24 protein-coding genes are annotated in these 25,146 nt (G+C 63.1%); 13 read left to right on the top strand and 11 right to left on the bottom strand.

Translation table 11 applies throughout. From position 1 onward, the window contains the following. Positions 1 to 66: 66 nt before the first annotated feature. Positions 67 to 1,032 (top strand): GGDEF domain-containing protein, encoded by a 966-nt coding sequence (locus ACP7DE_RS13655; protein ID WP_426072854.1) that lies wholly within the window; start codon positions 67 to 69, stop codon positions 1,030 to 1,032. A 1-nt stretch (position 1,033) separates the two neighbouring features. Here ACP7DE_RS13655 and ACP7DE_RS13650 read toward each other — a convergent pair whose 3' ends face one another. After that, the gene (locus tag ACP7DE_RS13650; RefSeq protein ID WP_426072613.1) at positions 1,034 to 1,678 is read right to left on the bottom strand and encodes a DUF5610 domain-containing protein; all 645 of its coding nucleotides are present in this window, start codon (positions 1,676 to 1,678) and stop codon (positions 1,034 to 1,036) included. Between the two features lie 146 nt (positions 1,679 to 1,824). Here ACP7DE_RS13650 and sbcB point away from each other — a divergent pair, with 146 nt between their 5' ends. After that, positions 1,825 to 3,273, top strand: a complete 1,449-nt coding sequence (gene sbcB, locus ACP7DE_RS13645; RefSeq protein ID WP_426072612.1) for an exodeoxyribonuclease I — start codon at positions 1,825 to 1,827, stop codon at positions 3,271 to 3,273. Between the two features lie 168 nt (positions 3,274 to 3,441). Here the strand turns inward: sbcB and pyrF are convergent, their stop codons facing one another. Further along, complete coding sequence (gene pyrF / locus ACP7DE_RS13640; RefSeq protein WP_426072611.1) at positions 3,442 to 4,275, bottom strand: orotidine-5'-phosphate decarboxylase; 834 nt, start codon at positions 4,273 to 4,275, stop codon at positions 3,442 to 3,444. Between the two features lie 167 nt (positions 4,276 to 4,442). Between pyrF and ACP7DE_RS13635 the strand changes: the two genes are divergently transcribed. The 5 genes from ACP7DE_RS13635 (at position 4,443) to ACP7DE_RS13615 (ending at position 8,223) form a co-directional block, all read left to right on the top strand. Continuing rightward, positions 4,443 to 5,057, top strand: a complete 615-nt coding sequence (locus ACP7DE_RS13635) for a LemA family protein (RefSeq protein WP_426072610.1) — start codon at positions 4,443 to 4,445, stop codon at positions 5,055 to 5,057. Position 5,058: 1 nt separating this feature from the next. Beyond that, positions 5,059 to 5,877 (top strand): TPM domain-containing protein, encoded by an 819-nt coding sequence (locus tag ACP7DE_RS13630; RefSeq protein WP_426072609.1) that lies wholly within the window; start codon positions 5,059 to 5,061, stop codon positions 5,875 to 5,877. Next, the gene (locus ACP7DE_RS13625; protein WP_426072608.1) at positions 5,877 to 6,398 is read left to right on the top strand and encodes a TPM domain-containing protein; all 522 of its coding nucleotides are present in this window, start codon (positions 5,877 to 5,879) and stop codon (positions 6,396 to 6,398) included. The genes ACP7DE_RS13630 and ACP7DE_RS13625 overlap by 1 nt, the downstream gene beginning before the upstream one ends. 86 nt (positions 6,399 to 6,484) lie before the next feature. After that, positions 6,485 to 7,249: an SDR family NAD(P)-dependent oxidoreductase gene (locus tag ACP7DE_RS13620; RefSeq protein ID WP_426072607.1), complete on the top strand. Its 765-nt coding sequence runs from the start codon at positions 6,485 to 6,487 to the stop codon at positions 7,247 to 7,249. Between the two features lie 548 nt (positions 7,250 to 7,797). Next, on the top strand, positions 7,798 to 8,223 hold the full coding sequence (locus tag ACP7DE_RS13615; RefSeq protein WP_426072606.1) for a VanZ family protein: 426 nt from the start codon (positions 7,798 to 7,800) through the stop codon (positions 8,221 to 8,223). Between the two features lie 18 nt (positions 8,224 to 8,241). Here ACP7DE_RS13615 and ACP7DE_RS13610 read toward each other — a convergent pair whose 3' ends face one another. The 3 genes from ACP7DE_RS13610 to ACP7DE_RS13600 form a co-directional block, all read right to left on the bottom strand. Then, positions 8,242 to 8,520: a hypothetical protein gene (locus ACP7DE_RS13610; protein ID WP_426072605.1), complete on the bottom strand. Its 279-nt coding sequence runs from the start codon at positions 8,518 to 8,520 to the stop codon at positions 8,242 to 8,244. Between the two features lie 179 nt (positions 8,521 to 8,699). Continuing rightward, complete coding sequence (locus tag ACP7DE_RS13605) at positions 8,700 to 9,827, bottom strand: M24 family metallopeptidase (RefSeq protein ID WP_426072604.1); 1,128 nt, start codon at positions 9,825 to 9,827, stop codon at positions 8,700 to 8,702. 194 nt (positions 9,828 to 10,021) lie between these two features. Further along, positions 10,022 to 10,171: a hypothetical protein gene (locus ACP7DE_RS13600; protein ID WP_426072603.1), complete on the bottom strand. Its 150-nt coding sequence runs from the start codon at positions 10,169 to 10,171 to the stop codon at positions 10,022 to 10,024. A 343-nt stretch (positions 10,172 to 10,514) separates the two neighbouring features. Between ACP7DE_RS13600 and ACP7DE_RS13595 the strand changes: the two genes are divergently transcribed. From ACP7DE_RS13595 to ACP7DE_RS13585, 3 genes are all read left to right on the top strand, one after another. Then, a complete protein-coding gene (locus tag ACP7DE_RS13595; RefSeq protein ID WP_426072602.1) occupies positions 10,515 to 10,811 on the top strand; it encodes a hypothetical protein in 297 nt (98 codons plus the stop codon). A gap of 197 nt (positions 10,812 to 11,008) precedes the next feature. Continuing rightward, positions 11,009 to 12,007, top strand: a complete 999-nt coding sequence (locus ACP7DE_RS13590; protein WP_426072601.1) for an LLM class flavin-dependent oxidoreductase — start codon at positions 11,009 to 11,011, stop codon at positions 12,005 to 12,007. Positions 12,008 to 12,193: 186 nt separating this feature from the next. After that, a complete protein-coding gene (locus tag ACP7DE_RS13585) occupies positions 12,194 to 13,408 on the top strand; it encodes an MFS transporter (protein WP_426072600.1) in 1,215 nt (404 codons plus the stop codon). A 51-nt stretch (positions 13,409 to 13,459) separates the two neighbouring features. Here the strand turns inward: ACP7DE_RS13585 and ACP7DE_RS13580 are convergent, their stop codons facing one another. The 6 genes from ACP7DE_RS13580 to ACP7DE_RS13555 form a co-directional block, all read right to left on the bottom strand. Further along, positions 13,460 to 15,112 (bottom strand): M28 family peptidase, encoded by a 1,653-nt coding sequence (locus ACP7DE_RS13580; RefSeq protein WP_426072599.1) that lies wholly within the window; start codon positions 15,110 to 15,112, stop codon positions 13,460 to 13,462. A gap of 136 nt (positions 15,113 to 15,248) precedes the next feature. Beyond that, positions 15,249 to 16,085: an HDOD domain-containing protein gene (locus ACP7DE_RS13575; RefSeq protein WP_426072598.1), complete on the bottom strand. Its 837-nt coding sequence runs from the start codon at positions 16,083 to 16,085 to the stop codon at positions 15,249 to 15,251. 121 nt (positions 16,086 to 16,206) lie between these two features. Further along, positions 16,207 to 17,292, bottom strand: a complete 1,086-nt coding sequence (locus ACP7DE_RS13570; RefSeq protein WP_426072597.1) for a BMP family ABC transporter substrate-binding protein — start codon at positions 17,290 to 17,292, stop codon at positions 16,207 to 16,209. A gap of 21 nt (positions 17,293 to 17,313) precedes the next feature. After that, the gene (locus ACP7DE_RS13565; protein ID WP_426072596.1) at positions 17,314 to 18,243 is read right to left on the bottom strand and encodes an ABC transporter permease; all 930 of its coding nucleotides are present in this window, start codon (positions 18,241 to 18,243) and stop codon (positions 17,314 to 17,316) included. Further along, entirely contained in the window at positions 18,236 to 19,318 is a 1,083-nt protein-coding gene (locus tag ACP7DE_RS13560; RefSeq protein ID WP_426072595.1) for an ABC transporter permease, read from the bottom strand. Before ACP7DE_RS13560 ends, ACP7DE_RS13565 begins: the two co-directional genes overlap by 8 nt. Beyond that, positions 19,311 to 20,825 (bottom strand): ABC transporter ATP-binding protein, encoded by a 1,515-nt coding sequence (locus ACP7DE_RS13555; protein ID WP_426072594.1) that lies wholly within the window; start codon positions 20,823 to 20,825, stop codon positions 19,311 to 19,313. The genes ACP7DE_RS13560 and ACP7DE_RS13555 overlap by 8 nt, the downstream gene beginning before the upstream one ends. 454 nt (positions 20,826 to 21,279) lie before the next feature. On the opposite strand from ACP7DE_RS13555, the gene ACP7DE_RS13550 reads away from it, so the two are divergent. From ACP7DE_RS13550 to tssG, 3 genes are all read left to right on the top strand, one after another. Further along, positions 21,280 to 22,092 carry an outer envelope protein gene (locus tag ACP7DE_RS13550; RefSeq protein ID WP_426072853.1) on the top strand — a complete coding sequence of 271 codons (813 nt, stop codon included), beginning with the start codon at positions 21,280 to 21,282 and terminating at the stop codon, positions 22,090 to 22,092. A gap of 78 nt (positions 22,093 to 22,170) precedes the next feature. Continuing rightward, a complete protein-coding gene (tssF, locus tag ACP7DE_RS13545; RefSeq protein ID WP_426072593.1) occupies positions 22,171 to 24,066 on the top strand; it encodes a type VI secretion system baseplate subunit TssF in 1,896 nt (631 codons plus the stop codon). After that, the gene (gene tssG / locus ACP7DE_RS13540) at positions 24,030 to 25,076 is read left to right on the top strand and encodes a type VI secretion system baseplate subunit TssG (RefSeq protein WP_426072592.1); all 1,047 of its coding nucleotides are present in this window, start codon (positions 24,030 to 24,032) and stop codon (positions 25,074 to 25,076) included. The genes tssF and tssG overlap by 37 nt, the downstream gene beginning before the upstream one ends. The last annotated feature ends 70 nt before the right edge of the window (positions 25,077 to 25,146 follow it).

The following is a 25,146-nucleotide window of genomic DNA, read 5'->3' as shown; positions in this document are numbered from 1 at the left end:
TGCATTACGCTATCATGAAGCTACCGGCCCTCTGCTCGCGCGCGCCGGCTTTATGAAAGTATGATTGTGGAACAGATCGGCAACTTCGGTGCTTCAGGCTGCAACATCGGCGATTTACAGCTATTTAGCGATGCTGCGGACAGCCAGACGGCCGCCATGCTGGCGCCCTGTCCCGTGATGCGCCTCGAAGCAGGCGAAGCCATTGCCGACAGTCAGGGCACCAGCCTGTACATCGTCCTGCGCGGCTCGCTGGCCGTGGCGGCCGACACCCACACGGGCATGGATGACGGCACTGTCAGCAAGGTCTTGCCCGGCGAGAGCGTGGGCGAACAATCGGTGCTCGATGAAGCGAGCAACCTGGCCGCCATTTCCGCCCTGGAAGAAACTGACTTGCTGGTGATCGACGCGGCCGTCGTCTGGGAATTGATCGAGCAATCGAACGGCCTGGCACGCAACCTGCTGCGCTTGCTGTCCTTCCGCATCCGCGCCGCCAATGCCCTGCTGCGCCGGCGCCAGAAACTGGGCGAGTTCTACCGCCAGCTATCGATGGTCGACAGCCTGACGGGCTTGTATAACCGCGCCTGGCTGACCGATTTACTGCCGAACATGATCGTCACCGCCCACGCCAGCAACTCACCGCTATCGCTGGTGATGATAGACCTCGACCATTTCAAGCGTTTCAACGACACCCACGGCCACCAGGCGGGCGACCAGGCACTGCGCATCGCCGCGCAAGTGCTGGGCGCGGCCCTGCGGCCCACGGATTTTGCCGTGCGCTATGGTGGCGAGGAAATGATGGTGATCTTGCCCGACACCAGCGAAAACGTGGCTCTGCGGGTCGCCGAGCGCTTGTGCGAGCGCATGCAGCAAGCCGTCATTTTCGCCGACATGCGCAGCGCGCTGCCGCACATCACGGGTTCCTTCGGCGTGGCCAGCCTGGCGGCCGAACAGGACGACGAAGCGCTGATCGCGGCGGCCGATGCGGCCCTTTACCGGGCAAAAGCATCGGGCCGCAACAGAGTCGCGCTGTAACTCAGGCAGCCTTGCTGTCGGCCGGCTTGCTGTCGGCCGGCTTGCCGGCATCCGGCTTGGCGGCCTCATCCTTCTTGCTGCTGTGCGCGGCGATGAAATCCGCATAGCCCTTCTGCACCAATGTATAGGTCTTGTCGATATTGCCGGCGATATCGCCTTGCAACACTTTCAAGCCTTCCAGGATATCGCGCGCTTCCTTGAAGCCTTTTTCCATGCCGCCGCTGATGGTGTCCATGAACTTGGTCAGCGCCGTATCGTCGTCCATGCCGGGATTCTGTTTCTTGTAGGCGTCAAAAAAACCCGTCGACAGCGATACAATGCGGCTCGCCGTCGCTTCGGCACTATTATCCTGCGACGCGGCGTTCTGGATCGCGTCCTCGCCGTACTGGCCCTTCAGCGCTTCATTGATATTCGTGATGGCCGTCTTGTACAGCAGCGCCAGCGGCTCGTTTTCCGATCCGATCGACACGTTCAGCGACGCCTGCATGATGGAGGCGTTCAATTGCAGCTTGCTGCGGTCGTTCACGCTCATTTCAGTGTTGACGCCGTCCTTTTGCTGGACTTTATCGTCCTTGCCGGCAACGCCCGTACTGACGGAAGTCACGGAAGGGGTGGAATTGCCGCTTGCGGCGATGGGAATTGACACGATAGACCTCCTTGAACGGGCAATATATGCCACCATGCGGGAAACGCAATGATGACCATCCTCTCGTGTAGTATCGGCAGGTTTTCAGAAAACTGTAGCAGCGACTCTTTGAGCGGCCCAGACAACCAATTAAGCAACGACCATCAATGACTACCCAGACTTTCCTTTGGCACGACTACGAAACCTTTGGCGCCCAGCCGCGCCGCGACCGCCCGGCCCAGTTCGCCGCCATCCGCACGGATGCCGAACTCAACGAGATCGGCGAGCCGATCATGCTGTATTGCCAGCCGGCCAATGATTTCCTGCCCGACCCGCAATCGTGCCTGATCACGGGCATCACCCCGCAGCAGTGTCTGCAGCTGGGCGTGCCAGAACACCAGTTCGCTGCCACCATCGAAGCGGCCTTTTCGGAACCGGGCACCATCGGCGTGGGCTACAACACCATCCGTTTCGACGATGAAGTCACGCGTTTCCTGTTCTGGCGCAACCTGATCGACCCGTATGCGCGCGAATGGAAAAACCATTGCGGCCGCTGGGATATCCTCGACGTGGTGCGCATGATGCACGCGCTGCGCCCGGAAGGCATTCAATGGCCGAAGCGCGACGATGGCCAGACCAGCTTCAAACTGGAACACCTGAGCAAGGCCAATGGCCTGGTCCACGAAGCGGCGCACGATGCACTGTCTGACGTGCGCGCCACCATCGCCCTGGCCCGCCTGATCAAGGAAAAGCAGCCGAAACTGTTCGAGTTTTGCCTGGCGCTGCACAAGAAGGACAGGGTCGCCAGCGAAATGGGCATGCACTTGGCCGCCAGCGAGCGCCAGCCCTTCCTGCACGTGTCCGGCATGTTCCCTGCCGAACGGGGCTGCCTGGGCATCGTCTGGCCACTGGCCACGCACCCGAGCAACAAAAATGAAATCCTCGTCTGGGATTGCCAGTACGACCCGCGTGAACTGTTCGCGCTGGACGCCGACACCATCCGCACGCGTTTGTTCACGCGCAAGGATGCCATGCCGGAAGGCATGACCCGCCTGCCCGTGAAAAGCGTGCACCTGAACAAGTCGCCCATGCTGGTCGGCAATCTGAAAACCCTGTCGCCCGCCATGGCCGCGCAATGGGGCATCGATCTGGACGCCGCGAAGCTCAACGCCCAGCTGGCTGCCACGGTGCCGAACATGGATACGATCTGGGCCGAAGTGTTCCAGCGCCCGGGCGCGCATGTCGCGTTGGATGTGGATGAGGATTTGTACAACGGTTTCGTCAGCAACGACGACCGCCGCCTGCTCGAATCCTTGCGCCGCGATACACCGGTCAAGCTGGCCACGGCGCGCCCCTCGTTTGCCGACGAACGCTTGCAAGAATTGCTGTTCCGCTACCGTGCCCGCAATTTCCCGCAAACCCTGAGCGAAGCGGAAAACCTGCGCTGGGAACAGCACCGCGCGGCCCGCCTGTTCGACGGCGACGGCGGCGCCCGCACCATCGAAATGCTGTTTACGGAAATCGACGTGCTGTCGGAATCAGTCGATGAGCGGGGGGAAGAGATATTGGGCGAACTCTACGATTACGCGGAGATCGTCGCACCACAGAGAGACTAAATGCAAAATGCCGGGCTAGCCCGGCATTTTGCATGGATGACAAACAACAGTCATCACGGTGCCTGACAGAAGCGTAGCGAGCGGATGAGAGTTGCGGCCGAGAAGCGCAACTGTGCTATAGCACAGTGAGCATCGCCGGCCGCAAATCGCGACGCGCAGTAGCTTATGTCAGACACCATCAGACGCGCGGTGTTGATTGATGGCATCGCGCGTCTCGATCGCCACGCGACGCGCCGCATCGGCGAAATCTTCGCCCGCTTGCGGCGTGGCGTAGATGATGGCGCGCGAAGAGCTGATCATCATGCCCATGCCGTTGGCTGTCTGGCCCGCGCCGACGGTGGCGGCGATGTCGCCGCCCTGGGCGCCGATGCCGGGCACCAGCAGCGGCATGTCGCCGACGATGGCGCGCACTTGCGCCAGTTCTTCAGGGAAAGTGGCGCCGACGACAAGCGCGCACTGGCCGTTCTTGTTCCATTTCTCGGCCACCAGGCGCGCCACGCGCTGGTACAGGGGCACGCCATCCGTGTCGAGAAATTGCAGGTCGGAGCCGCCCGGATTCGAGGTGCGGCACAGGATGATCACGCCGCGGTCTTGCCACGCCAGGTAAGGATCGAGCGAATCCTCGCCCATGTACGGGTTCACGGTGACGGCGTCGGCGCCGTAGCGCTCGAACGCTTCGCGCGCATATTGCGTGGCCGTGGCGCCGATGTCGCCCCGTTTCGCGTCGAGGATCAGGGGGATGTGCGGATAGTGTGCGCGCACGTAGCGGCAGATGTCTTCCAGCTGCTTTTCCGCGCCCAGCGCGCCGAAATACGCGATCTGCGGCTTGAAGGCGCAGGCCAGGTCGGCCGTGGCATCGATGATGCGCGTGCAAAAGGTGGTGATTCCATCGGGCAAGTCGCGCAATTCGGCCGGCAGTTTCGCCAGGTCGGGGTCCAGTCCCACGCACAGCAGGGAATTATTGGCCGTCCATGCGGCGGATAATTTATTGATGAAATTCACGGCACACCTTCTCTATATTCAGTTGCAAACCCCGTATTGTAACGCGGCGCAGGGTTGCCACGGCGCGGCAAGGTCGCCAGGGACGGCTGCCAGCGCTTATTAAACCGACATCCCGGGCCGTTTCAGGTATATTTGCTTCACCTCCCTTATTCTGCACGGAACCCATCATGCAAATCACCAATCAATTCACCAAATGGCTGCGCCTGGCGCTGAGCGTCACCGTCCTGGCCGGCATCCTGACGGGCTGCGGCTACAACGACTTCCAGAGCAAGGACGAAGCCACCAAGGCCGCCTGGGGCGAAGTGGTCAACCAGTACCAGCGCCGCGCCGACCTGATCCCCAACCTGGTCAACACCGTCAAGGGTTATGCCACGCATGAGCGCGAAACGCTGGAAGCGGTGACCAAGGCGCGCGCCGCCGCCACCAGTTTCCAGATTACGCCCGAAGTGCTGAACGACCCGGCCGCCTTCGAGAAATTCCAGCAAGTGCAGGGGCAGCTGTCGTCCGCCCTGTCGCGTTTGATGGTAGTGTCCGAGAAATACCCGGACCTGAAAGCCGACACCAGCTTCCGCGACTTGCAGTCGCAGCTGGAAGGCACGGAAAACCGCATCACCGTGGCGCGCCAGCGTTACATTACTGCAGTGCAAGATTACAACGTGCATGCGCGCAGCTTCCCGAACAACCTGACGGCCATGGTCTTCGGCTACAAGGTCAAGCCATCGTTCACGGTGGAAAATGAAAAAGCCATCTCGACCGCGCCAACTGTCAACTTCGGCAAATAAGATGAAAGCCTGGTCTTATCTGGCGGCGCTGGCGACGGCGCTGCTGCTGTGCACCAGCCTGCCCGCCAGCGCACAGGGTTTGCAAGCCGTGCCGCCGCTGGCAGCGCGCGTGACGGACAACGCCGGCATGCTCGACGCCAAGCAAAAAGCGGCGCTGGAAGGCGTGCTGGCCGATTACGAAGCCAAGACGGGCAGCCAGATCGCCGTGCTGCTGGTCAAGAGCACGGAACCGGAAGCCATCGAGCAGTACAGCATCCGCGTGACGGATGCCTGGAAGCTGGGCCGCAAGGGCGTCGATGACGGCGTGCTGCTGATGGTGGCGAAAGACAATCCGTCATCCTTGCGCCGCCTGCGCATCGAAGCAGGTCGCGGCGTGCAGGGCGTGCTGACGGATGCGCAATCGAAACGCATCCTGCAAGATGTGATCGCACCGCATTTCAAGCAGAACGATTTCTATGGCGGTCTGGTCGCTGGCGTGGGCGCGATTGCCACCCTGCTGAACCAGGAGCAATTCCCCGCTCCCGCCCAGCAAAAGGCGCCGGCCACGGTGGACGCGGGCGGCCTGACCTTTTGGCTGCCGCTGCTGTTCTTCGGCTTCCTGGTCCTGCTGACCGTGTTCCGCTCGCGCGGCGGACCTACCCGGCTGCAGCGCGGCAGCAACTGGTCCAGCGGCGCCACGGGTGTCGTGCTGGGCAGCATTTTGAGCCAGGCGCTGAACAACCGCGGCGGCGGCGGTGGTTTTGGCGGTGGCGGTGGCGGCGGTGGTTTCGGTGGCGGCGGCGGTGGTTTTGACGGCGGCGGCGCCTCGGGAGATTGGTAATGACGAAACAGCTGACATTTGGGCAACGCTGCGGACGCGCCTTGAAGCATTTGCGCGGCACGCCCGCGACGGCGCGCCAGGCATTTCCCGAACGCACCCTGAAAGCCATCGAGACGACCATTGCCGATGGCGAGGCGATGCACCAGGCGGAAGTGCGCCTGATCGTCGAGGCGGCCCTGACACCCGGCATGGCTTACCAGGGCTTGAGCAACCGCGAGCGGGCGCGCGAACTGTTTGCCCAGTATGGTGTATGGGATACCGAAGATAACGTTGGCGTACTGATCTATATCAACTTGGCAGAGCACCAGGTCGATATCGTCGCCGACCGCAACGTGGGCCGGCGCGTCACGCCGGAACAGTGGCAAGGCGTGTGTCGCACCATGACCAGGGGTTTCAAGGATGGCAATTATCACGACAGCACGCTCGACGCCTTGCAGCAGCTCAATACCTTGTTGCAAAGCCACTTCCCCGCCGACGGTACGCGCGGCAACCAGTTGCCGAACGAACCCATCCTCCTCTGATTCCTGCCCAGGGATTAAAATCTGCCCATTGCCGCGCAAGCCGGTGGCCTGGGCAGCGCGGCCCCCATTACCGCCGAGGAGAACACATGAAGCTGATCAATAAAACCGCCATCGTCACGGGCGCCACGCAAGGCATCGGCCTGGCCTGTGCCACCCGCCTGATCGCCGAAGGGGCGCAGGTGATGCTGGTCGACATCAAGGAAGAAGGCGCGCAGGCGGCTGCTGCCCTCGGCCCGCAAGCGCGCTTCTTTTGCGCCGACGTCAGCCAGAAGGCGGACGTGGACGCCATGCTGAAGGAAACGCTGGCGTTGTTCGGCCACATCGATATCCTCGTCAACAATGCGGGCGTCACGCACGCGGCCGATTTCCTCGATGTCTGCGAAGACGATTTCGACCGCGTCATGCGCATCAACCTGAAATCGATGTTCCTGTGCGGCCAAGCCGTGGCGCGCGAAATGGTCAAGCGCAATAGCGGCTGCATCATCAATATGTCCAGCGTGAATGCGGAACTGGCGATTCCGAACCAGGTGCCGTATGTGGTGTCGAAAGGCGCCATCAATCAGTTGACCAAGGTCATGGCCTTGAACCTGGCACCGCATGGTGTGCGCGTGAACGGCATCGGGCCTGGCACCATCCTGACGGAACTGGCCAAGCAAGCGGTATTGTCCAGCCCGCAGGCGCGCCACACGATCCTGTCGCGCACGCCGCTGGGCCGCTGCGGCGAGCCGGAGGAAGTGGCCGGTATCGCAGCCTTCCTGGCCAGCGACGACGCCACCTACATGACGGGCCAGACCATCTATGTCGATGGCGGACGCATGGCGCTCAACTACACGGTGGCCGTGAAGGAATGAGAGTAAACAGGAGAGTTATATAAAAAAAGAATAATGCATATTTAAAAAGATCATTAGACACATATCGTGCGACGCAGCATAATGCACCTGTCTCCACTATTCTCCTCCAAGAAAATAGTTTTAAGCCCGCTTTTACCAGCGGGCTTTTTTTTTGCTGTCACTGCTGAAACATGGCCATTCTTGCCATGATGCACAATCTTCCCAGTCATTTTGTCTGCCGCAAAAAAAATGTTGCGGCGTGTCATCAGCCCGTCATGTTCGCCCCCTATACTTGCTTCATCTGCTGTACAGGCAACCGATATGCCTGACTACAGACAGGTGTGCTGCGATGGCACACCACTCCCCTTTCATGACCATGGCGCGCGCCGGCAAGTCGGGCGACATGGCAAGTACCGAGCAACTCTCAACTCTTGACCCATTTCATTTGGGTTTTTGGCCCGCGTCCCCGCGGGCCTTTTTTTGCCTGTACGGCAGGCTCTTGCGCAAAAACACGGCGCTCCGCCATGCGCATGATATTGTGACGGCCTTTCCCTCTTTCCTGACGCATCATGCCTGCACCCTTGCTCGAACTGTGTTTTGCCGACCGCTACGAACGCCTGCGCTACCGTACCGCACTGCTGTTGTATGTCCTGGTGATCTTGGTCGGCGACATACCCGGCGTGCGTGCGGATGTGGGCCAATATGCCTCGGGTGGCGTGCTGCATTCCTTCGGCTATGGCGTGCTGGCCCTGATCCTGTTCAGCGGCACGGGCGGCGGCATGGCGCGCCGGGCGCTGCTGTCGGTGCTGATGGTGGCGGCCATGGGCGCGCTGGACGAATTCATCCAGAGTTTCCTGCCTTACCGCCATGGCGCCGTCAGCGACTGGGTGGTCGATATCACGGCCGCAGCGGCGGTCTGCCTGCCGCTGTATTTCCTCTGGCCGAAAATGGTCGCCGCTGCCCTTGGCAAGGACGCGCCGCTGCCCAAAACCTGAACGGGGCCCGACCACCAGTCAGGCGCGGTCCGCTTGGCTATCCTGCAATGCCAGCCGCAACTGCCCCTGGCTGCGCGCACCCAGGCGCCGCATCAGGGCACGCGTCTCGCGCCGGCCGCCGGCGCCCACGGCGCGTGCCGCATCGCGCTGCATGTCCAGCAACTGTTCCGAGCGCGCCAGCCGCACCAGGCCAAGCAAGGCCTGGGTCAGTACATGGCGCGTACGGGCATCGCGCGCAGTGCCGACTACGGCCAGCACCAACTCATCGATCAGTTTTGCGGTAGGACCAGATGACATTTTTTCTCCCTATTCAACAGTGAGGAAACGTGCGGGTGCACAAAATGCTGATTGCCAGCATCGTTTATACCAAGCACGGTAATTAGCCGCTTGATCTAGCGCAATCAGCAATGACGGCTGCCGAACATACCGACAAAGCCGCAGGCGGTACGACGGCTCGCGCTAGCAGACGGCTAGGCTCAATCCAGCGCCAGGGTCAGCGGCCGGCTGCGCCCCTGCACCACGGCCGAGGGCCAGGCCGGGTCGTGCGTCAGGTTGTGCAATTGGCTGCCGTCGAGCAGAAAGGTGTCTTCCACCGTGCTGCCGGGCAGGCTGGGATGGAAGGCCAGCGCCATGCCACGCTTGAGGATGATTTCCGTGTGCGCGCCGGCGGCCACTTCGGGCGCCAGGTAGCCATGAATGCCGCCCTGCCGGCTGGTGCGCACCGTGTCGGGCTGGCCGGCATACGCGTAGGCGCTGTCGAGCGCGTGATACACCATGCTCAGCGCATGGCCCGTTTCGCAAGCGTCGAGCGCCACCGCTTCCAGCGCCAGCATGGCGGCATCGGCATCGTCCATGGCCACCGCCGCGCCATCGGCGCGACGCTGCGCCGGGCTGAAGCGCCGTTGACGGCTCAGGCTGGCGCACAGGCCGAAACGCCGCGCGCACAAGGCCAATACGGCTTGCGTGCCCAGCACCACCTGGGCCGGCGGCGCGCGCCGATACCGTTGTTGGCGCTCCTCTCCGCTGACCAGCACATGCACGGCCTGCAAGCCCCGCAGCCACAGCGCGCGCACGCACGCAGCAGCCAGTTCCTGCTCGCTCCAGTCGGGACGGGCCTGGCGCAGCGCATCCGCGGCCGCGCCGGCAGCCAGCTGCCCTACCTGGCGATAGCGCTGCTGCTCCGATTCCAGCAGCACCAGCCGCTCTTCGCGCAGAGCCACGGGCAGGCTGCGTTCGTGCAAGCCTGGCCGATCGCACAAGACAGGCGCGCCACCGGCCGCATGCTGCACGAAATGCTCGCGCAACTCATACAGCTGCGGCTGCATCCAGGGCGACACTTGCCACGTCCATGGCCCGCGCACTTCTTCCTCGCGCATGCGCATGGCTTCGGCTTCGTCCGTCAGGATGTAGGCAGCGTCACGCGTCACCAGCACTTCCGCGCACCCGCACTCGGCCGTATGGCTATGGCTATTCGACGCGCCTGCCGTGGCCCACGCAAACCAGTCCACCCCGCGCAGGCGCACGGCACCGGCACGTTCCTGCTCCAGCCAGCCCCGCATCTGCGCCAACTTGTGCGCCACTTCCCGTTCCAGCGGCCAGTTCATGGCCAATCCTCGTCCGGATTTAAGCGCGGTACCACCCCGCCTGCCCTGGCTGGCGCCAGCCGGACCTCCTGTTGCTCATGCATAGCTGCTCCCTTCCTACATGGAAACGTCAGACCCGCATGCGCATACAAAGTTCAGCGCCCGGATTCGTCTCAGGCTTGCAGTCTATGACTTCCTTCTATTTTTGCAAGCGGCTATTTCGCCAGCTCTATCCAGACAGCCGTGGACATTTGCAGATCCAGCAGCAACTGTTTTTCCGTCATGAACTCGTGTTCGGCATGTCCCGTGTACACCGTGTGCGGCATGGCCGGGCCGAAGCTGACGGCATTCGGCAACAGGCGCAAATTGGCGCCGCGCCGGTGGCCACCGGTTGCGGATTCGCCATGCCCGTGTAGTGCTCGAAGACGAACAATAAAGTGGGAATCTGCGGCGCGTCCGTCTGCAACCACGGCTCGCCGATCTGCACCTGCAGCGCTGCCGGCACCTGGTGGCTTTCATCGCATACAGGGCCGTGGCGATGGGCCCCTTGTCGTCTTCCGTGCCCCATCCCAGCAGTTTTCCAGGCTCACTGCTGCGGTCCAGCTCGAACGGCGAACGACCCCATTTGGCGGGGTTCACGGGCTGCACGGCGCCGTGCGTGATCACGCCCACGCGTTCGCGGCCTTTCCCCATGCCGATGATCGGCACATGGCCATGATCGTGGAAATCGAAACCCAGGCGCTGCGCCTCTTGCGCCAGGTAGCGCTTGAAACCCGTGTGCTGGGGATTGTCGGTAAACAGCACGGCCGGGTCGGCCACCGTGTTGAAACTGACCATCTTTGCCTGGCTGGCGATCAGCGGTTCGGCATAGGTGGCCAGCGCGTAGCGAGCCGTGTCCTGCGCCTGCAGGCTGACGGGCGCGGCATGAACGGAAAAACGGGAAGCAGCGGGCCGATCAGGGTCAGCCGGAGGGGTGTCTTGAACACGGCGAGGCGCATAAAGTAGAGAGGTCCGCTCTAGCATCACCCGCAGCGATTTCCAATCAACAGGCGTTTTTTACCGATCAGTACGCAAATTCCCGATTCGCATTATCATGTGCGCAGCCTGTCTTCTCCGCCACGCTGTCTTGGGTGACCCTGCCAGCGTCAGGGGATAGACAAATCGTCCATTGTGATTTTCCACCACGTCCCGATATCGCTACCATGATTCCATTTTCCATACTCGACCTCGCGCCCATCGCCGAGGGCAGCAACGCCAGCCAGTCGTTCAAGAATACGCTCGACCTGGCTCAGCACGGCGAACGCTGGGGCTACCACCGCTACTGGCTGGCCGAACACCACGGCATGCCCGGCATCGCCAGCGCCGCCACGGCCGTCGTCATCGCCCATGTGGCGGCCGGCACGAAGACCATCCGCGTGGGCGCGGGCGGCGTCATGCTGCCGAACCACTCGCCGCTGGTCATCGCGGAACAGTTCGGCACACTGGAAGCGCTGCACCCGGGCCGCATCGACCTGGGCCTGGGCCGCGCGCCCGGCTCCGACCAGACGACGGCGCGTGCGCTGCGCCGCGACTTGCAGTCCGACGCCGAGCAATTCCCGCAGGACGTGCTGGAACTGATCGACTACATGTCCGACGAGCCGCGCCAGCGCGTGCTGGCCGTGCCCGGCAAGGGCGCGAAAGTGCCCGTATGGATACTCGGTTCGAGCCTGTTCGGCGCCCAGCTGGCCGCTCACCTGGGCTTGCCGTACGCCTTCGCCTCGCACTTCGCGCCGCAAATGATGCTGCAAGCCGTGGCCTACTACCGCGAACATTTCAAGCCATCGAAGCAATTGGCGAAACCGTATGTGATGCTGGGCTTTAACGTGTTTGCCGCCGATACGGATGCAGAGGCGCACCTGCGCGCCACCTCGATGCAGCAAGCCTTCGTCAACCTGCGCACGGGCCACCCGTCGCGCTTGCAGCCGCCCGTGCCCGGCTATCTGGAACAGCTGGGCCCGCAGGAACGCGCCATGCTCGATGCCGTCCTGTCCTGCACGGCCATCGGCGCGCCGGACACGGTGAAGGCGAAGATGGCCGCCTTTATTGCCGAAACAGGTGCCGACGAACTGATGATCACCTCGCAGATCTTCGAGCACCAGCACCGGCTGCGCTCGTATGAAATCACGGCGCAAGTGCATGCGGAGCTGGCGCAGCAAGAGTAACTGAACGTTTCCTCCCTCGGTATATCCGCATATACCCTTTTCCCGGCCGTCGGCACCGATCGCCGGGATTTTTTTGCCTGGCGTTGTTGCCTGGCTACGGCCGCAAAATCGGCCGCGCCCGGCAAGAAATGCGCAGCCCCGCTATCATGCTGATCCAAAAGCGTCATTCCAAGAAAGTCGTACCGCATGAAATCTGCACCATCTTCCGTCGATGCCAGCACCCTGCTGAGCGCCACCCGCATCCTGCTATTTGCCCTGTCGGCCGGCGTGCTCGTCGCCAGCCTGTATTACGTGCAGCCGCTCACGTCCATGCTGGCCGCCTCGTTTGGCGTGAGCGTGCCGCAAGCGGGTTACCTGGTCACGGCCACACAGATCGGCTATGTGCTGGGCATCGTGTTTTTAGTACCCCTCAGCGACGTGCTGAACCGCCGCCAGTTGCTGACGTGGATGCTGATCGCCAAGATAGGCGCCCTGCTGCTGGCCGCCACCAGCCAGAATATTATCGTCTTCGCCATCGCCAGCGTCTTGATGGGGATCACGGCCAGCGCATTGATGGTGGTTACGGCCATGGTGGCTTCGTATGCGCCGGATCACAGCCGGGGCCGCATGGTGGGCACCGTCATGACCGGCTTGTTGTTGGGCATTCTGCTGGCGCGTACCGTGTCCGGCACGGTATCGCAAATCAGTGGCGGCTGGCGCACCGTCTACGTGCTGGCGGCCATCGTCGTAGCCGCCCTGCTCGTCATGCTGCGCCGCATCCTGCCGAATGAGGCGCCGCGTGGCCAACTACAGTACGGCAAGCTGATGGCGTCGCTGGCCGACATCATCCGCCAGGAACCCTTGCTGCGCCAGCGCGCCCTGTTCTCGGGCCTGGGCCTGGGCACCTTCAGCGTGTTCTGGACGGGCCTGACCTTTTTGCTCAGCGGCGCGCCCTACCACTATTCGGAAATGCAGATCGGCTTGTTTGGCTTGGCGGGCGCCACCGGCGCCTTTGCCGCCAACACGGCGGGTCGCATGGCCGACCGCGGCTACGCGCGCCAGGCCACGTGGCTGCTGGCCGTCGCCTCGATCGCGGGCTGGGCCTTGATCGGCTTTGGCGCCCATTCGCTGGTACTATTGCTGATCGGCATCGTGCTGCTGGACATGGGCGTGATGGGCTTGCAAGTGACGCACCAGTCCATCATCTACAAGCTGGCGCCGCATGCGCGGGCGCGCGTGACCACCGTGTTCATCGCGGGCGGCTTCATCGGCGCCTCGGCAGGCTCGGCGCTGGCCAGCGCCAGCTTTGCCGCCGGCGGCTGGCCGGCCCTGTGCATGGTGGGTGGCGCCATGCCGCTGTTGCTGTTGCTGGTGTGGAGCAAGTACCGCCACACGCAGCGCAGACTGGAACGGGCGAGCTGAGACGCAAAAAAAACCGCTCAAGATCGAGCGGTTTTTTTATGCCGAGATAATTTACTTTGCCTGCCCACGCGCCTTGCCAAACGCATCGCCCGCCTTCCAGGCCGGCATCCTGGCTGCATTCGCCACGGCTAGTCCCAGGTTCAGGGTGAATTGCGCCTGCTGCGTCATGCCGGACAAATCCCAGCTGGCGTCGTACTCATCAGTGACTTGATGGTAGCGGGGGCCGTAGGCGGCCGCCTTGGCTTTCGACGCTGCCACATCCTTGATGTACTCGCGTCCGCCATTGATGGAAAACGCGGGCACGCCCGCCTTGGCAAAGCTGAAATGGTCGCTGCGGAAATAACCGCCGGCCAGGTCGGGACGCGCTTGCGCAATGTGCATGCCCATGGCTTTCGCCACCGTGGCCGCCATGGCGCCCAGTTCCGTGCGCTCGCTGCCTTGCGCACCGATGTCATGCGTGGCGCCGACAAAGTTCAGGCTATCCAGGTTCAGCGCGGCCGCCGTCTTGTCCAGGGGCCACAGCGGGTCGGCCGCGTAGGCGGCGCTGCCCAGCAAGCCTTGTTCCTCGGCCGCTACCCACAGGAATATCTGCGTGCGCCTGGCCGGTTTCTTGACGGCTTCCTGCGCCATGGCCAGCAAGCCGGCCGTGCCCGAGGCGTTGTCGACGGCGCCGTTGTAAATCGTATCTGCCGCTTTTTCGTCACCCTCGCCTTGCTGGCCCAGATGGTCCCAGTGGCCGCTGTAGATGACGGCTTCATCTTTTAATACCGGATCGGTGCCCGGCACCATGCCGGCGATATTGAACTGCTCCACCTTGCGTACGGCGGACTTCATTTCACCGCTCAACCTGGCGTCCAGCGCAACGGCTTTGAAGCCCTTGCTTTCCGCTTGCGCGCGCAAGGCATCCAGGTCCTGGCCGCCGGCCGCAAATAAGCGGCGCGCCGCATCTTCCGCGATCCAGCCCTGCAGCGGCGTGCCGGCAGTGCGGTCCGCCAATTGGAAGCGTTCGCTGCCGCTCCAGCTGTTCTGCACCACGCTCCAGTCGTACGATGCCGACGGTTTCGTGTGGATCAGCAATACGCCAGCGGCGCCCTGGCGCTTGGCTTCCTCGAATTTGTAGGTCCAGCGGCCGTAATACGTCAGCGCCTTCCCTGCGAAGCGGTTCGGCTCGGCACTAGTGGGTTGCGGGTCGTTGACCATCATGACGACGATCTTGTCTTTGACATCAGCGCCCTTGAAATCGTTCCAACCCTCTTCCTGCGCGGTGATGCCGTAGCCGACGAACACCAGCGGCGCATCAAAGGTATGCGCGGCAACGGAGTCGCCCGTCGCCCACACCCAGTCCGGGCCGAACGCCAGCGGCACGGCCTTGCCGCCCGCCACGGCTTGCAGGCTGCTTTCGGCAGGCAGCGACTTCACGCCGGCGATTTGCACGCTCTGGCGGTAGCTGTTGCCGCGCACGGGGCGCAAACCGGCCATCTGTGCCTGGGTTTCCAGGTAGGCCACCGTCAGGTCGGCGCCGCGCTGGCCCGTGCCCCGGCCTTCCAGCAAATCGTTCGACAGGAAAGCTAGGTGGGCGCGCAGCGGGGCTTCCTGCACGATGGGCAAGCCGTGCGCGGCAGGGGCGGCGGCGTGCGCGGAAAGCGCCAGCGCCAGGCTGGAAGCGAAGGCAGTGGCGGCCAGGGAAGAAAACAGCTTCTGCATAAGATCCTTTGGGTAAGAGGAGGAAAACGGTCCGGCGGATAGCCGGGCCGGCGATTGTATGCCATGGGGCAGGCACATCAAAATGCGGACGAAAAAAATCCCCGCAACAAGGGCGGGGATGTCATGGCCGAGAAATTTACACCAGCAAAGCCGCCGCCAGGGATTCGATCTCTTCGGCCGATTCCTCGAGGATGGTGTGCAAGGTGCTGCCGCCGATGCCGAAGTCGATCTTCGCCGCCGCCTGGCGCCGCGCGGCGCTTTCCGGCGGATGCAGGGGCGAGCCGACGGGGGACAGATCGTTGGCCAGCACCAGGGTCGCGCCCAGGGTACGGGGCGGGAACGGGCTGCCGCCATGCCACATGCCTTCCACGGCTTGCAAGACCATGTCGGGCACTTGCAGTTGGCGCAGCACACCGCGGCCGATCAGTTTTTCGCCGTATTCGATCCAGTCTTCCGTATTGTCGTCGAGCAAACCTGGATATTCCTCGGCGCGCGACAGCAGATAAAAGCCGCCCACTTCGTGCACGATGGCGGCAAACATGGCCGTTTCCACATCCACATGCGTGACTTTCTTGGCGATGAGCTGGCTCAGCGCAGCCACGTGGGCCGTGTGCTCCCACAGCTTGGCGGACTTGGCGCGCAATTGCGGGTCAGTGATCTGGCTGCCCAGCTGGCGCACGATGACGGACGCCACCATCGATTTCAAGGTGGCAAAGCCCAGGCGCGAGACGGCCGCGCGCACATTGGCGATTTCATTGCCGGAACGGTTGTAGGCGGCCGAATTGGCCAGCGCCACCACTCGCGCCGACAGCAGCGGCTCGGCCATGACCATGCGCGCGGCCGCTTCGATATGGCAATCGGGGTCGTCCAGCGCTTCCTGCAGCTTCAGGGTGGCCTTGACGTTGGCGGGGAACGTCAACTCGCCCTTGCTCGCTTGCAGCGCGATAATCTTGAATACTTCCAGTCTGTCCATGGGTCGATCTCCGGTACGGGCTTATTCAGGCTCTGCTGTGCGGGTGGGCCGGGAATGCGCACTGCGTCCCGGCCCGGCTCCCGTTTCCGGCAATATTACAGCATGTTTACAGCCACTCCTATTACTTTCCGGAAACTTTCCCTGCCACGCCTTCGACAAAATAATCCATCTTCGTCAGCGCCGCATCGTCCAGCACGCCTTTCTCCAGGCGCACCTTGCCATCGTTATCCTTGATCGGTGCGCTGAAAGGATTGAGCTTGCCAGCAACCAAGTCTTTCTCGCGCGCCAATACAAACTGTTTCACATCGGCGGGCACGGCGGCGTTGATGCCTTCCAGCTTGACCATCCCATCCTTGATGCCGCCCCAGGTGCTGCTGGACTTCCACGTACCGTCCAGCACGGCTTGCGCCTGCTTCGTGTAGTACTCGCCCCAATGGTGGGTGACGGCGGCCAGCTGCGCCTTCGGCCCGTACTTTTTCATGTCCGAGTGATAGGCGATCGCATACTTGCCCTTCTCTTCCGCCGCCTGCACCACGGCGGTCGAATCCGTATGGTGGGTGACCACGTCGGCACCCTGGCCGATCAGGGTGATGGCCGCGTCGCGTTCCTTGCCCGGATCGAACCAGCTATTCACCCACACCACTTTCACTTCCGCCTTGGGATCGACACTGCGCATGCCGCGCGTGAAGGCGTTAACTCCCTGCAACACTTCAGGGATGGGGAAGGCCGCCACATAACCGGCCACATGGGTCTTGCTCATCTTGCCGGCCAATACGCCCGCCAGGTAGCGGCCTTCGTAGAAACGCGCGTTGGTATTGGCCACGTTGACGGCCGTCTTGTAGCCCGTCAAATGGATGAACTTCACATTAGGAAATTGCTTCGCCACTTTCAAGGTGGGATTCATGTAGCCGAACGAGGTTGTGATGACCAGCTTGCTGCCCGTTTGCGCCAGGTCGCGGATCACGCGCTCCGCATCGGCGCTTTCCGGCACGTTTTCCACATATTTGGTGGTGATCTTGTTGCCCAGCGCCTTTTCCATTTCCTTGCGCGCCTGGTCGTGCTGTGTGGTCCAGCCCGCGTCGCCGATGGGGCTGATGTAAACAAAACCAACATTCAATGGGGCAACGGCGGGGGCGGCGGCCATGACGGGCATGGCGGGCATCAGCGCGGCATTGCAAACAGCGGCGCAGAATAATTTCTTGGACATGGTTTTCCTTGTGGTGAGTGATTAATTTCCGGGATTGAAATTTTTCCCCAGCGAAGCGGGCATGTTGAGCTTGATGTAATTGGCATTGCTGGAAATGAGCACCAGCACGACGATGGCCGCCACGTACGGCAGCATCGACAGCAGTTGCGAGGCGATGGGCACGCCCAGCGCCTGCGCGTGGAAGGTCAGAATCGTGATGCCGCCAAACAGGTAGGCGCCGCCCACCACGCGCGCGGGGCGCCAGGTGGCAAACGTGGTCAGCGCCAGCGCGATCCAGCCACGGCCCGCCACCATGCCTTCGACCCACAACGGCGTGTAGACCAGCGATAGAAACGCGCCAGCCAGGCCGCAGCAGGCGCCGCCGAACAGCACGGCCGCCAGGCGGATGCGGCGCACAGGGTAACCGAGCGCATGCGCGGACGCTGGCGACTCGCCCACGGCGCGCAGCACCAGTCCCGCCCGCGTGCGGTACAAAAACCAGGCGATGGCCACGCACAGCAATAGCGACAGATACACCATAGCATGCTGCCGGAACAGGGCCGGTCCCAGCACGGGAATGTCTTCCAGGAAAGGGATACCAAACCTGCCGTTGTGCAAGCTGTTGCCCACATACTTCAGGCCGATATACGTGGATGCGCCCGCGCCGAACAGCGACAAGGCCAGGCCCGTGGCGTACTGGTTCGTGCCCAGCCACACGGTCAGCCAGGCAAAGAAGCCGGACAAGACCATGCTGGCCCCTGCCCCCGCCAGAAAACCCAGGGTGGGGCTGCCAGTGTTGACGGCCACGGCAAAGCCCGTGATGGCCGACACCAGCATCATGCCTTCCGCGCCCAGGTTGACCACGCCCGCCTTTTCATTGACCAGCAACCCCAGCGCGGCCAGCATCAGCGGCGTGCCCGCGTTGATGCTGGCGGCAATCAATGGCGCTATCGTCAGGGCCAGGTTATCCATGTTTCCTCCAGCGCAGTTTGTATTGGATCAGCACGTCGCAGGCGAGCAAGGCGAACAGCAAGATGCCCTGGAACACCCCCGTGATCGCGCTGGGCAAGCCCAGGCGCGACTGCGCCAGTTCGCCGCCAATATAAAACAGGGCCATGACGAAACTGGAAAAAATCACGCCCAGCGGATGCAAGCGCCCCACGAAGGCGACGATGATGGCGGCAAAGCCGTAACCGGGCGAGACCGTGGGCGTGAGCTGCCCCATCGGCCCCAGCACTTCGCACGCGCCCGCCAGCCCGGACAGGGCGCCGCAAATCAGCAACGATGACCACAAGGTCTTGCGCGAGGAAAAGCCCGCATAACGGGCGGCGGCCGGCGCCATGCCACCCACGCGCAGGCGGAAGCCGGCAATGCTTCTGGATAAGTACAGCCAGCCGCCCAGCGAGGCCAGCAAGGCGAAGATGATGCCCACATGCAAGCGCGTGCCCGTCACAATCATCGGCAACAGCAAGCCGTCGGACAGCAGTTTCGATTGAGGGAAGTTGAAGCCTTCCGGGTCGCGCAGCACGCCGTAGACGAGATAGCTGAGCAGCAATTGGGCGATATACACCAGCATCAGCGAGACGAGGATTTCGCTGGCGTTGTAGCGGTCGCGCAGCCAGGCCACCAATCCCGCCCAGGCCATGCCGCCCGCCATGCCGGCCAGCAGGGAAACGCCGATGATGGCCGTGCCGCCCGCGCCATCGCCCGTGTCCAGATACAGGGCGGCCGCGCCGCCGCAGATAGCGCCCAGGGTCAGTTGCCCTTCCGCGCCGATGTTGTAAATATTCGCGCGAAAGCAAATGGCCAGGCCCACGGCGATCAACAGCAAAGGCGCCACCTTGATGCCCAGCTCGGACCAGCCGTGCGCATCGCGCAAGGGTTCCACAAAGAAAACGGCCAGTCCCGCCAGCGGATCGTGTCCCAACGCAAGAAACAACAGCGCGCCGCACAACACGGTCAGCAGCACGGCCAGCACGGGCGACAGCCACGACATCAGGCGCGACGGAGAAGCACGGGCTTCCAGGCGCAAGGCAAACTTAGCCATGGACAGCCTCCTGCGGCCACAGCCCGCTCATCCATTGCCCCACGAGTGCCACGCTGGCCTCGCCCATGTCCAGGGACGGCGAAATTTTGCCCTTCGCCATCACCAGCAAGCGGTCGCTGATGTCGAACAATTCATCGAGTTCCTCCGATACGACCAGCAGCGCGCAGCCGGCGTCGCGCAGCGCCAGTAATTCGGCGCGGATTTGCGCAGCCGCGCCCACGTCCACGCCCCAGGTCGGCTGCGCCACCACCAGCACGGTGGGCTCGCGCATGACTTCGCGTCCGACTATGTATTTCTGCAAGTTGCCGCCCGACAGGCTGCGCGCCAGCGCCTGCGGTCCGCCCGCCTTCACCTGGAAGCGCGCGATGATGGCGGCCGCCCGCTGCGCGATGACGTGATGGCGCACGAAGCCGTGGCGGATGGTGGCTGGTGTTTGCAAGCTCAGCAAAACGTTGTCGGCCAGCGCCATGTCGGGCACGGCGCCCCGCCCCAGCCTTTCCTCCGGCACGAAGCCGAAGCCCAGGGCGCGCCGGCGCCCCGGTGGCAAGCGTCCCGCCTGGGTGCCGTTCAGGACGATGCTGGCGGGGGCAGCGCGCATGTCCTCGCCAGACAGGGCCGCCAGCAATTCCTGCTGGCCATTGCCGGACACGCCCGCGATGCCGACGATCTCGCCCGCGCGCACGTCGAAATTGATGTCCGTCAATTGCGTGGCGAACGGATGGCTCTTCGGCAGCTGCAAATTCTTGACGCTCAACATGGTCGCACCGGGCGTGTGCGCCACACGCGTGACGGCGGGCGGCTCGGCGCCTATCATCATGCGCGACAGGCTGGCCGCCGATTCCTCGCTCGGATCGCACACGCCCGCATTCTTGCCGGCGCGCACCACCGTGCACGTATGGCACAGGGCGCGGATTTCGTCGAGCTTATGGCTGATGTACAGGATGCTGCAGCCTTCGGCCGCCAGTTGGCGCAAGGTGGCAAACAGTTTTTCCACGGCACCCGGCGTTAGCACGGACGTCGGTTCATCGAGGATCAATAGTTGCGGCTTGGCCAGCAAGGCGCGCACGATTTCCACGCGCTGACATTCGCCCACCGACAAGGTGTGCACGTGGCGCTGCGGCTCCAGGTCCAGGCCGTACTGGCGCGCCGTCGCCTCGATGCGCTGCGCCAGTTCCGTCATGTTGGTGCCGGCGGGCAAACCGAGGGCGATATTTTCCGTCACGGTGAGGGTATCGAACAGGGAAAAGTGCTGGAACACCATGGCGATGCCCAGCGCGCGCGCGGCCGACGGGTTGGCGATCTCGACTTCGCGGCCATTCCACAGGATGCGGCCGCCATCGGGTTGCACGGCGCCATAGATGATTTTCATCAAGGTCGATTTGCCGGCACCGTTTTCACCGAGCACGGCGTGGATCTGTCCGGGCGCCACGCTGAGGTGGAGGCCGTCATTGGCCACCACGGACGGATAGCGCTTGCTGATGTCGTGTAATTCCAGGCGTGCCGTCATTGTTTTTTTCGTGCCTCGCTGCAGGGTCGCCGGCATCGACGCCGGTGGGAAAAATCAAATTGATATCTCTATCGTATCGGCATCCGCGGCGCTTGGGGGCGGGCGTGGCGGCGCGCATTTTTATTTCCGCAAAAAAACAACACCTGTATACAATTTTGAAAAAAATTATCAGCTTTACAGCAGCCGCCTTGCCCCGCAAGGGCGAGAAGGTGCGATGATTATATGTAAGAAATGATAGTAAGTATGCAGAAAATACATATCGTCCGATGCAGCGATGCTCGCATCATGGATTGAACGGCGCGCAATATGCTCCATCGCAGCGCTTCATGCGCGCTAGTAGGCTACCCCCTGCGCCCTGCCATCTCCAGTTCCCGTTTTCCAACACCGCCATCAGGAGCCGAAAGTGCCAAAAACCATACCGTGTCTGTTGCTCTGCCTCACTACCACCCTCGGCGTGGGCGCAACCGCCCAGGCTGCCGAATGGAGCGATACCGCGCTGAGCTGGCGCGCCGGCAATGATTACCGCGAGCCGTTCAATCCGGACGACATCAAGAAAAACATCGTTGCCATCACGCACGCCAGCGGCTACAAATACGGCAGCAACTTCGTCAACCTCGATTTCCTCCTGTCCGACAGCAAGGACCCTGGCGCGCTGGGCAAGACTTCCGGCGCACAAGAGGCGTATCTGGTGTACCGCAACACCATCGACATCGGCAAGGTGCGCGGCAGCGACATCAAGTTCGGCCCCGTGCGCGGCGTCGGCGTCACCCTGGGTTTCGATGTCAACACGAAAAATGACGTCGGCTACAACTCGCGCAAGCGCATGCTGGTGGCCGGCCCCACCCTGATGTGGGACGTGCCCGGCTTCTTCAACACCAGCCTGCTGTTGCTACGTGAAAGCAACGCCCCCAGCGGTGCCTTCCCGCCCATCTCGCAAGTGACGGGCCGCTACACGTATAAAACGCACGCCATGCTGACGGGCGCCTGGGCCATCCCCCTGTCGCCGCTGTTCTCGTTCGAAGGCTTCTTTAACCTCATCGATTCCAAAGGCAAGGATGAAGTGGGGCGCGACACGGCGGTCGAAACGAATATCGACATGCAAGTGATGGTCGACGTGGGCGCGGCCCTGGGCAGCGCCAAGAACACCTTCCGCGTGGGCCTGGAGTACCAGTACTGGAAGAACAAGTTCGGCAACTCGCCCGCGACCACGGGCAATGTGGGCCAGACGGCGAAGACGCCGATGATACGCGCGGAGTACCATTTCTAAAATTCATTGTTATGCATCAACACCCACGCTCGCGCCTGATGCCAGCATGAAGCTTTCCTGCTGGCGGAGAGCGCGACCGTGGAACAACTATTGCCGTATTACGAGCGTGAACTGGGCTTGTTCCGCCAGTACACGCGCGAGTTTTCCAGCCGCTATCCGAAAGCGGCCGGGCGCCTGCTGATCGCCGGCGAAACGTGCGAAGACCCGCATGTCGAGCGCCTGATCCAGTCCGTCGCCCTGCTCACGGCACGCGTCGCCAAGCGCCTCGACGACGCCTATCCGCAATTCACCCATTCCCTGCTCGACACCCTGTACCCGCACTATCTGCGGCCCTTTCCCTCATGCTCCATCGTGCGTATCGCCGCCGACGAAGCGCCCGGTGGCGGCCAGCTGGCCCAGCTGGCGCATGTTGCGCGCGGCACGGTGCTGCGTTCGCAACCGGTGCAAGGCGTGGCCTGCAAATTTACCAGCGCATATGATGTGATCCTGGCGCCGCTGGCCATTTCTCGCCTGCATTTTTCACCTCTCATCGACGCGCCGCCCGGCCTGCGCCTGCCCGCTGGCTCCAGCGCCTTGCTCAGCATTCAATTCACCAGCAGCAGCGCTCAGTACCATCTGGATCAAACGGGTTTTGCCAGCCTGCGCCTGTTTGCCGATGGCGAACCATCCGTGCGCGCGGCCCTGCTCGACGCCCTGTTCCTGCGCGGCGCGGGCGCGTATGTGGCGCTGGACGAACACAGCCCATGGCAGGCAGTCGATGGCACGCTGTTGACGCCAGCCGGCTATACGGAAGACGACGCGCTGATCCCCATTTCCGCCCGTTCCCACCCGGCGCTGCGCCTGCTGACCGAATATTTCGCCTTTCCGGAAAAGTTTCATTTCATCGATATCGCCTGGTCCAGGCTGGCGACCCTGCTGCCCAAACAGTGCCGCCAGTTCACCTTGCACCTGCCGCTCAAGGGTGTGCGCAGCGACAGCCACGAGGCGCGGCTCTTGTCCGGCGCCGGCCCCGGCAACCTGCTGCTCGGCTGCACGCCCGTCGTCAACCTGTTCGCCAAGTCCGGCGTGCCGATCCGCCTCACGCATACCGAGCCCGACTACGCCCTGGTGGCCGATGCCACGCATGCGTTTGCCTACGACATCCACAGTATCGAAGCCGTTACCCTGGTGCGCAAGGACGAGGCCGGCGAGCGCCTGAGCACCTTCTTGCCGCTGTATGCCTCGCTGCAAGGCGACCAGGCCGAGCAGGGCCAGGAGTATGGCCAAGAGCTGGGCCAAGAGCAGGGCCAAGAGCAGGGCCAATATTGGCTGGCGCGCCGCGACGAAACTGTGGCGGCCATCAGCCCCGGCCATGAAATGCGGCTCAGCCTGATCGACCCGCAGTTTTCACCGGGTAGCGCGGCCTGCGCCACCGTCTCGACGCAACTGCTGTGCAGCAACCGCGACTTGCCCACGCAATTGCATTACGGCTTGCCCGGCGGCGACCTGCTGGCCGAAGACGTGCCCGACGGCATCCCCGCGCGCTTCCTGCGCAAGCCCACGCCCAGCATGCGTTTCCTGGCAGACAATGGCGCGCACTGGCGGCTGATTGCGCACCTGTCGCTCAATTACGCCAGCCTGACACAGGCCGGCCTGAGCGAATTCCAGAAAATGCTCAGCCTGTACGACCTGCCCCGCTCGCCCACCACGCAGCGCCTGATCCAGGGCATCGTCACGCTCGAACACGGCAGCACGCGCGCGTGGATGCCGACCGTGCCGTTTCCCACCCTGATGCCCGGCATCGCCATTCGCCTGGGCATCGACGAGCAAGCCTTCGTCGGCAGCAGCATCTATATTTTTGCCCAAGTGCTGCAGCGCTACTTCGCCCTGAACAGCCAGCTCAACTGCTTTAGCCAACTGACGCTGCTATCCCAGCGCAGCGGCGAGGAACTCCTACGATGCCCAGAACGCAGCGCCGACGCCACGCCAGCGTAATCCAGCAATTGCTCGACGCGCCGCAGCGCTTCGAGTGCTTCCAGGCGCTGCGCCTGCTGCTGGCGTGGCTGGCCGAACACGGTATCGATGAACACACGGCGCTGGCAAAACTCATACGCTTCGACAATAGCGTCTCGCCGCGCTTTCCTGCCAGTCAGGTCGAGGCGCTGGCGACAAACGGCATCGCCGATGCCGATGCCCTGCTGCAAGCGCTGCTGTCCGGTCACAGCCAGCCTATCCACCTCACGCCTGCGTTCATGGGCCTGCTGGGCTGCCAGGGCAGCTTGCCCAGCCACTATTCGGAGCGCATTGCCGCGCACCAGTACAGCGAGCGCGACACCAGCCCGCGCGCCTTTCTCGACCTGTTTTCCAGCCGCGCCGTCGCCCTGTTTTACCAGGCCTGGCAAAAATACCGCATCGAGCAAGCAGGCCACGGCGGGGACTTCCTGTCGCGCCTGCTGGCGCTGGCCGCGTGCCAGCCGGGCCAGGGCCAGGACCAGGCGGCGATCGGCCTGTACAGCGGCTTGCTCCAGCAGCGCAACATCTCATCCATCGTCATGGCGCGCATCCTCAGCGACCACTTCGGCGTGCCCTGCCACATCGACGAAGCGACAGGCGCTATGGACGTGCTGGCGCAGCACGAACAAACGGCGCTGGGCATGGCCAATGCCCAACTGGGCCAGCGCGCCACCGTCGGCGAGCGCTGCCGCCGCCCCGACCTGGCCGTGCGCCTGCACCTCGGTCCGCTCACGGCGCAGCAGCACGCCAGCTTTTTGCCGCGCGCCCCTGCCAGCGAGGCACTGCGGCACATGCTGATGCTGTTCGGCCAGCCACTGGTGCGCTACGAGATCGTGCTGGTGCTGCGCGCCAGCGATGTGCGGGGGACGGCGTTGACGGCCACCGAGCAAGGTAGCCTCGGCTGCGATAGTTTCCTGGGCGATGCGGCAACACCGCGCCACCGCGATGACATGCATTACGAAATGCAATTGATGCCCTCACTCAACAATTGAACCTTGCGGCCGCGCAAAACGCTTGTGTTCGCTATTGCTACAGTCGGCCAACGATCCCAACCGTGAAGCG

The sequence above is a fragment of the Janthinobacterium sp. DSP2-3-3 genome, assembly GCF_049897325.1.
GTDB lineage: Bacteria > Pseudomonadota > Gammaproteobacteria > Burkholderiales > Burkholderiaceae_D > Janthinobacterium.
This window is presented reverse-complemented; position numbering and strand designations above follow the sequence as displayed.

Excerpts from the sequence above, each read along its gene's own strand:
- ACP7DE_RS13595 (WP_426072602.1), top strand. The coding sequence starts at position 10,515 with ATGGCCATGATCGTGGAAATCGAAACCCAGGCGCTGCGCCTCTTGCGC.
- ACP7DE_RS13585 (WP_426072600.1), top strand. The coding sequence starts at position 12,194 with ATGAAATCTGCACCATCTTCCGTCGATGCCAGCACCCTGCTGAGCGCC.
- ACP7DE_RS13630 (WP_426072609.1), top strand. The coding sequence starts at position 5,059 with ATGAAAGCCTGGTCTTATCTGGCGGCGCTGGCGACGGCGCTGCTGCTG.
- ACP7DE_RS13635 (WP_426072610.1), top strand. The coding sequence starts at position 4,443 with ATGCAAATCACCAATCAATTCACCAAATGGCTGCGCCTGGCGCTGAGC.
- ACP7DE_RS13580 (WP_426072599.1), bottom strand. The coding sequence starts at position 15,112 with ATGCAGAAGCTGTTTTCTTCCCTGGCCGCCACTGCCTTCGCTTCCAGC.
- ACP7DE_RS13575 (WP_426072598.1), bottom strand. The coding sequence starts at position 16,085 with ATGGACAGACTGGAAGTATTCAAGATTATCGCGCTGCAAGCGAGCAAG.
- ACP7DE_RS13560 (WP_426072595.1), bottom strand. The coding sequence starts at position 19,318 with ATGGCTAAGTTTGCCTTGCGCCTGGAAGCCCGTGCTTCTCCGTCGCGC.
- ACP7DE_RS13625 (WP_426072608.1), top strand. The coding sequence starts at position 5,877 with ATGACGAAACAGCTGACATTTGGGCAACGCTGCGGACGCGCCTTGAAG.
- ACP7DE_RS13565 (WP_426072596.1), bottom strand. The coding sequence starts at position 18,243 with ATGGATAACCTGGCCCTGACGATAGCGCCATTGATTGCCGCCAGCATC.
- ACP7DE_RS13610 (WP_426072605.1), bottom strand. The coding sequence starts at position 8,520 with ATGTCATCTGGTCCTACCGCAAAACTGATCGATGAGTTGGTGCTGGCC.
- ACP7DE_RS13570 (WP_426072597.1), bottom strand. The coding sequence starts at position 17,292 with ATGTCCAAGAAATTATTCTGCGCCGCTGTTTGCAATGCCGCGCTGATG.
- sbcB (WP_426072612.1), top strand. The coding sequence starts at position 1,825 with ATGACTACCCAGACTTTCCTTTGGCACGACTACGAAACCTTTGGCGCC.
- ACP7DE_RS13615 (WP_426072606.1), top strand. The coding sequence starts at position 7,798 with ATGCCTGCACCCTTGCTCGAACTGTGTTTTGCCGACCGCTACGAACGC.
- ACP7DE_RS13590 (WP_426072601.1), top strand. The coding sequence starts at position 11,009 with ATGATTCCATTTTCCATACTCGACCTCGCGCCCATCGCCGAGGGCAGC.
- tssG (WP_426072592.1), top strand. The coding sequence starts at position 24,030 with ATGCCCAGAACGCAGCGCCGACGCCACGCCAGCGTAATCCAGCAATTG.
- ACP7DE_RS13620 (WP_426072607.1), top strand. The coding sequence starts at position 6,485 with ATGAAGCTGATCAATAAAACCGCCATCGTCACGGGCGCCACGCAAGGC.
- ACP7DE_RS13605 (WP_426072604.1), bottom strand. The coding sequence starts at position 9,827 with ATGAACTGGCCGCTGGAACGGGAAGTGGCGCACAAGTTGGCGCAGATG.
- ACP7DE_RS13555 (WP_426072594.1), bottom strand. The coding sequence starts at position 20,825 with ATGACGGCACGCCTGGAATTACACGACATCAGCAAGCGCTATCCGTCC.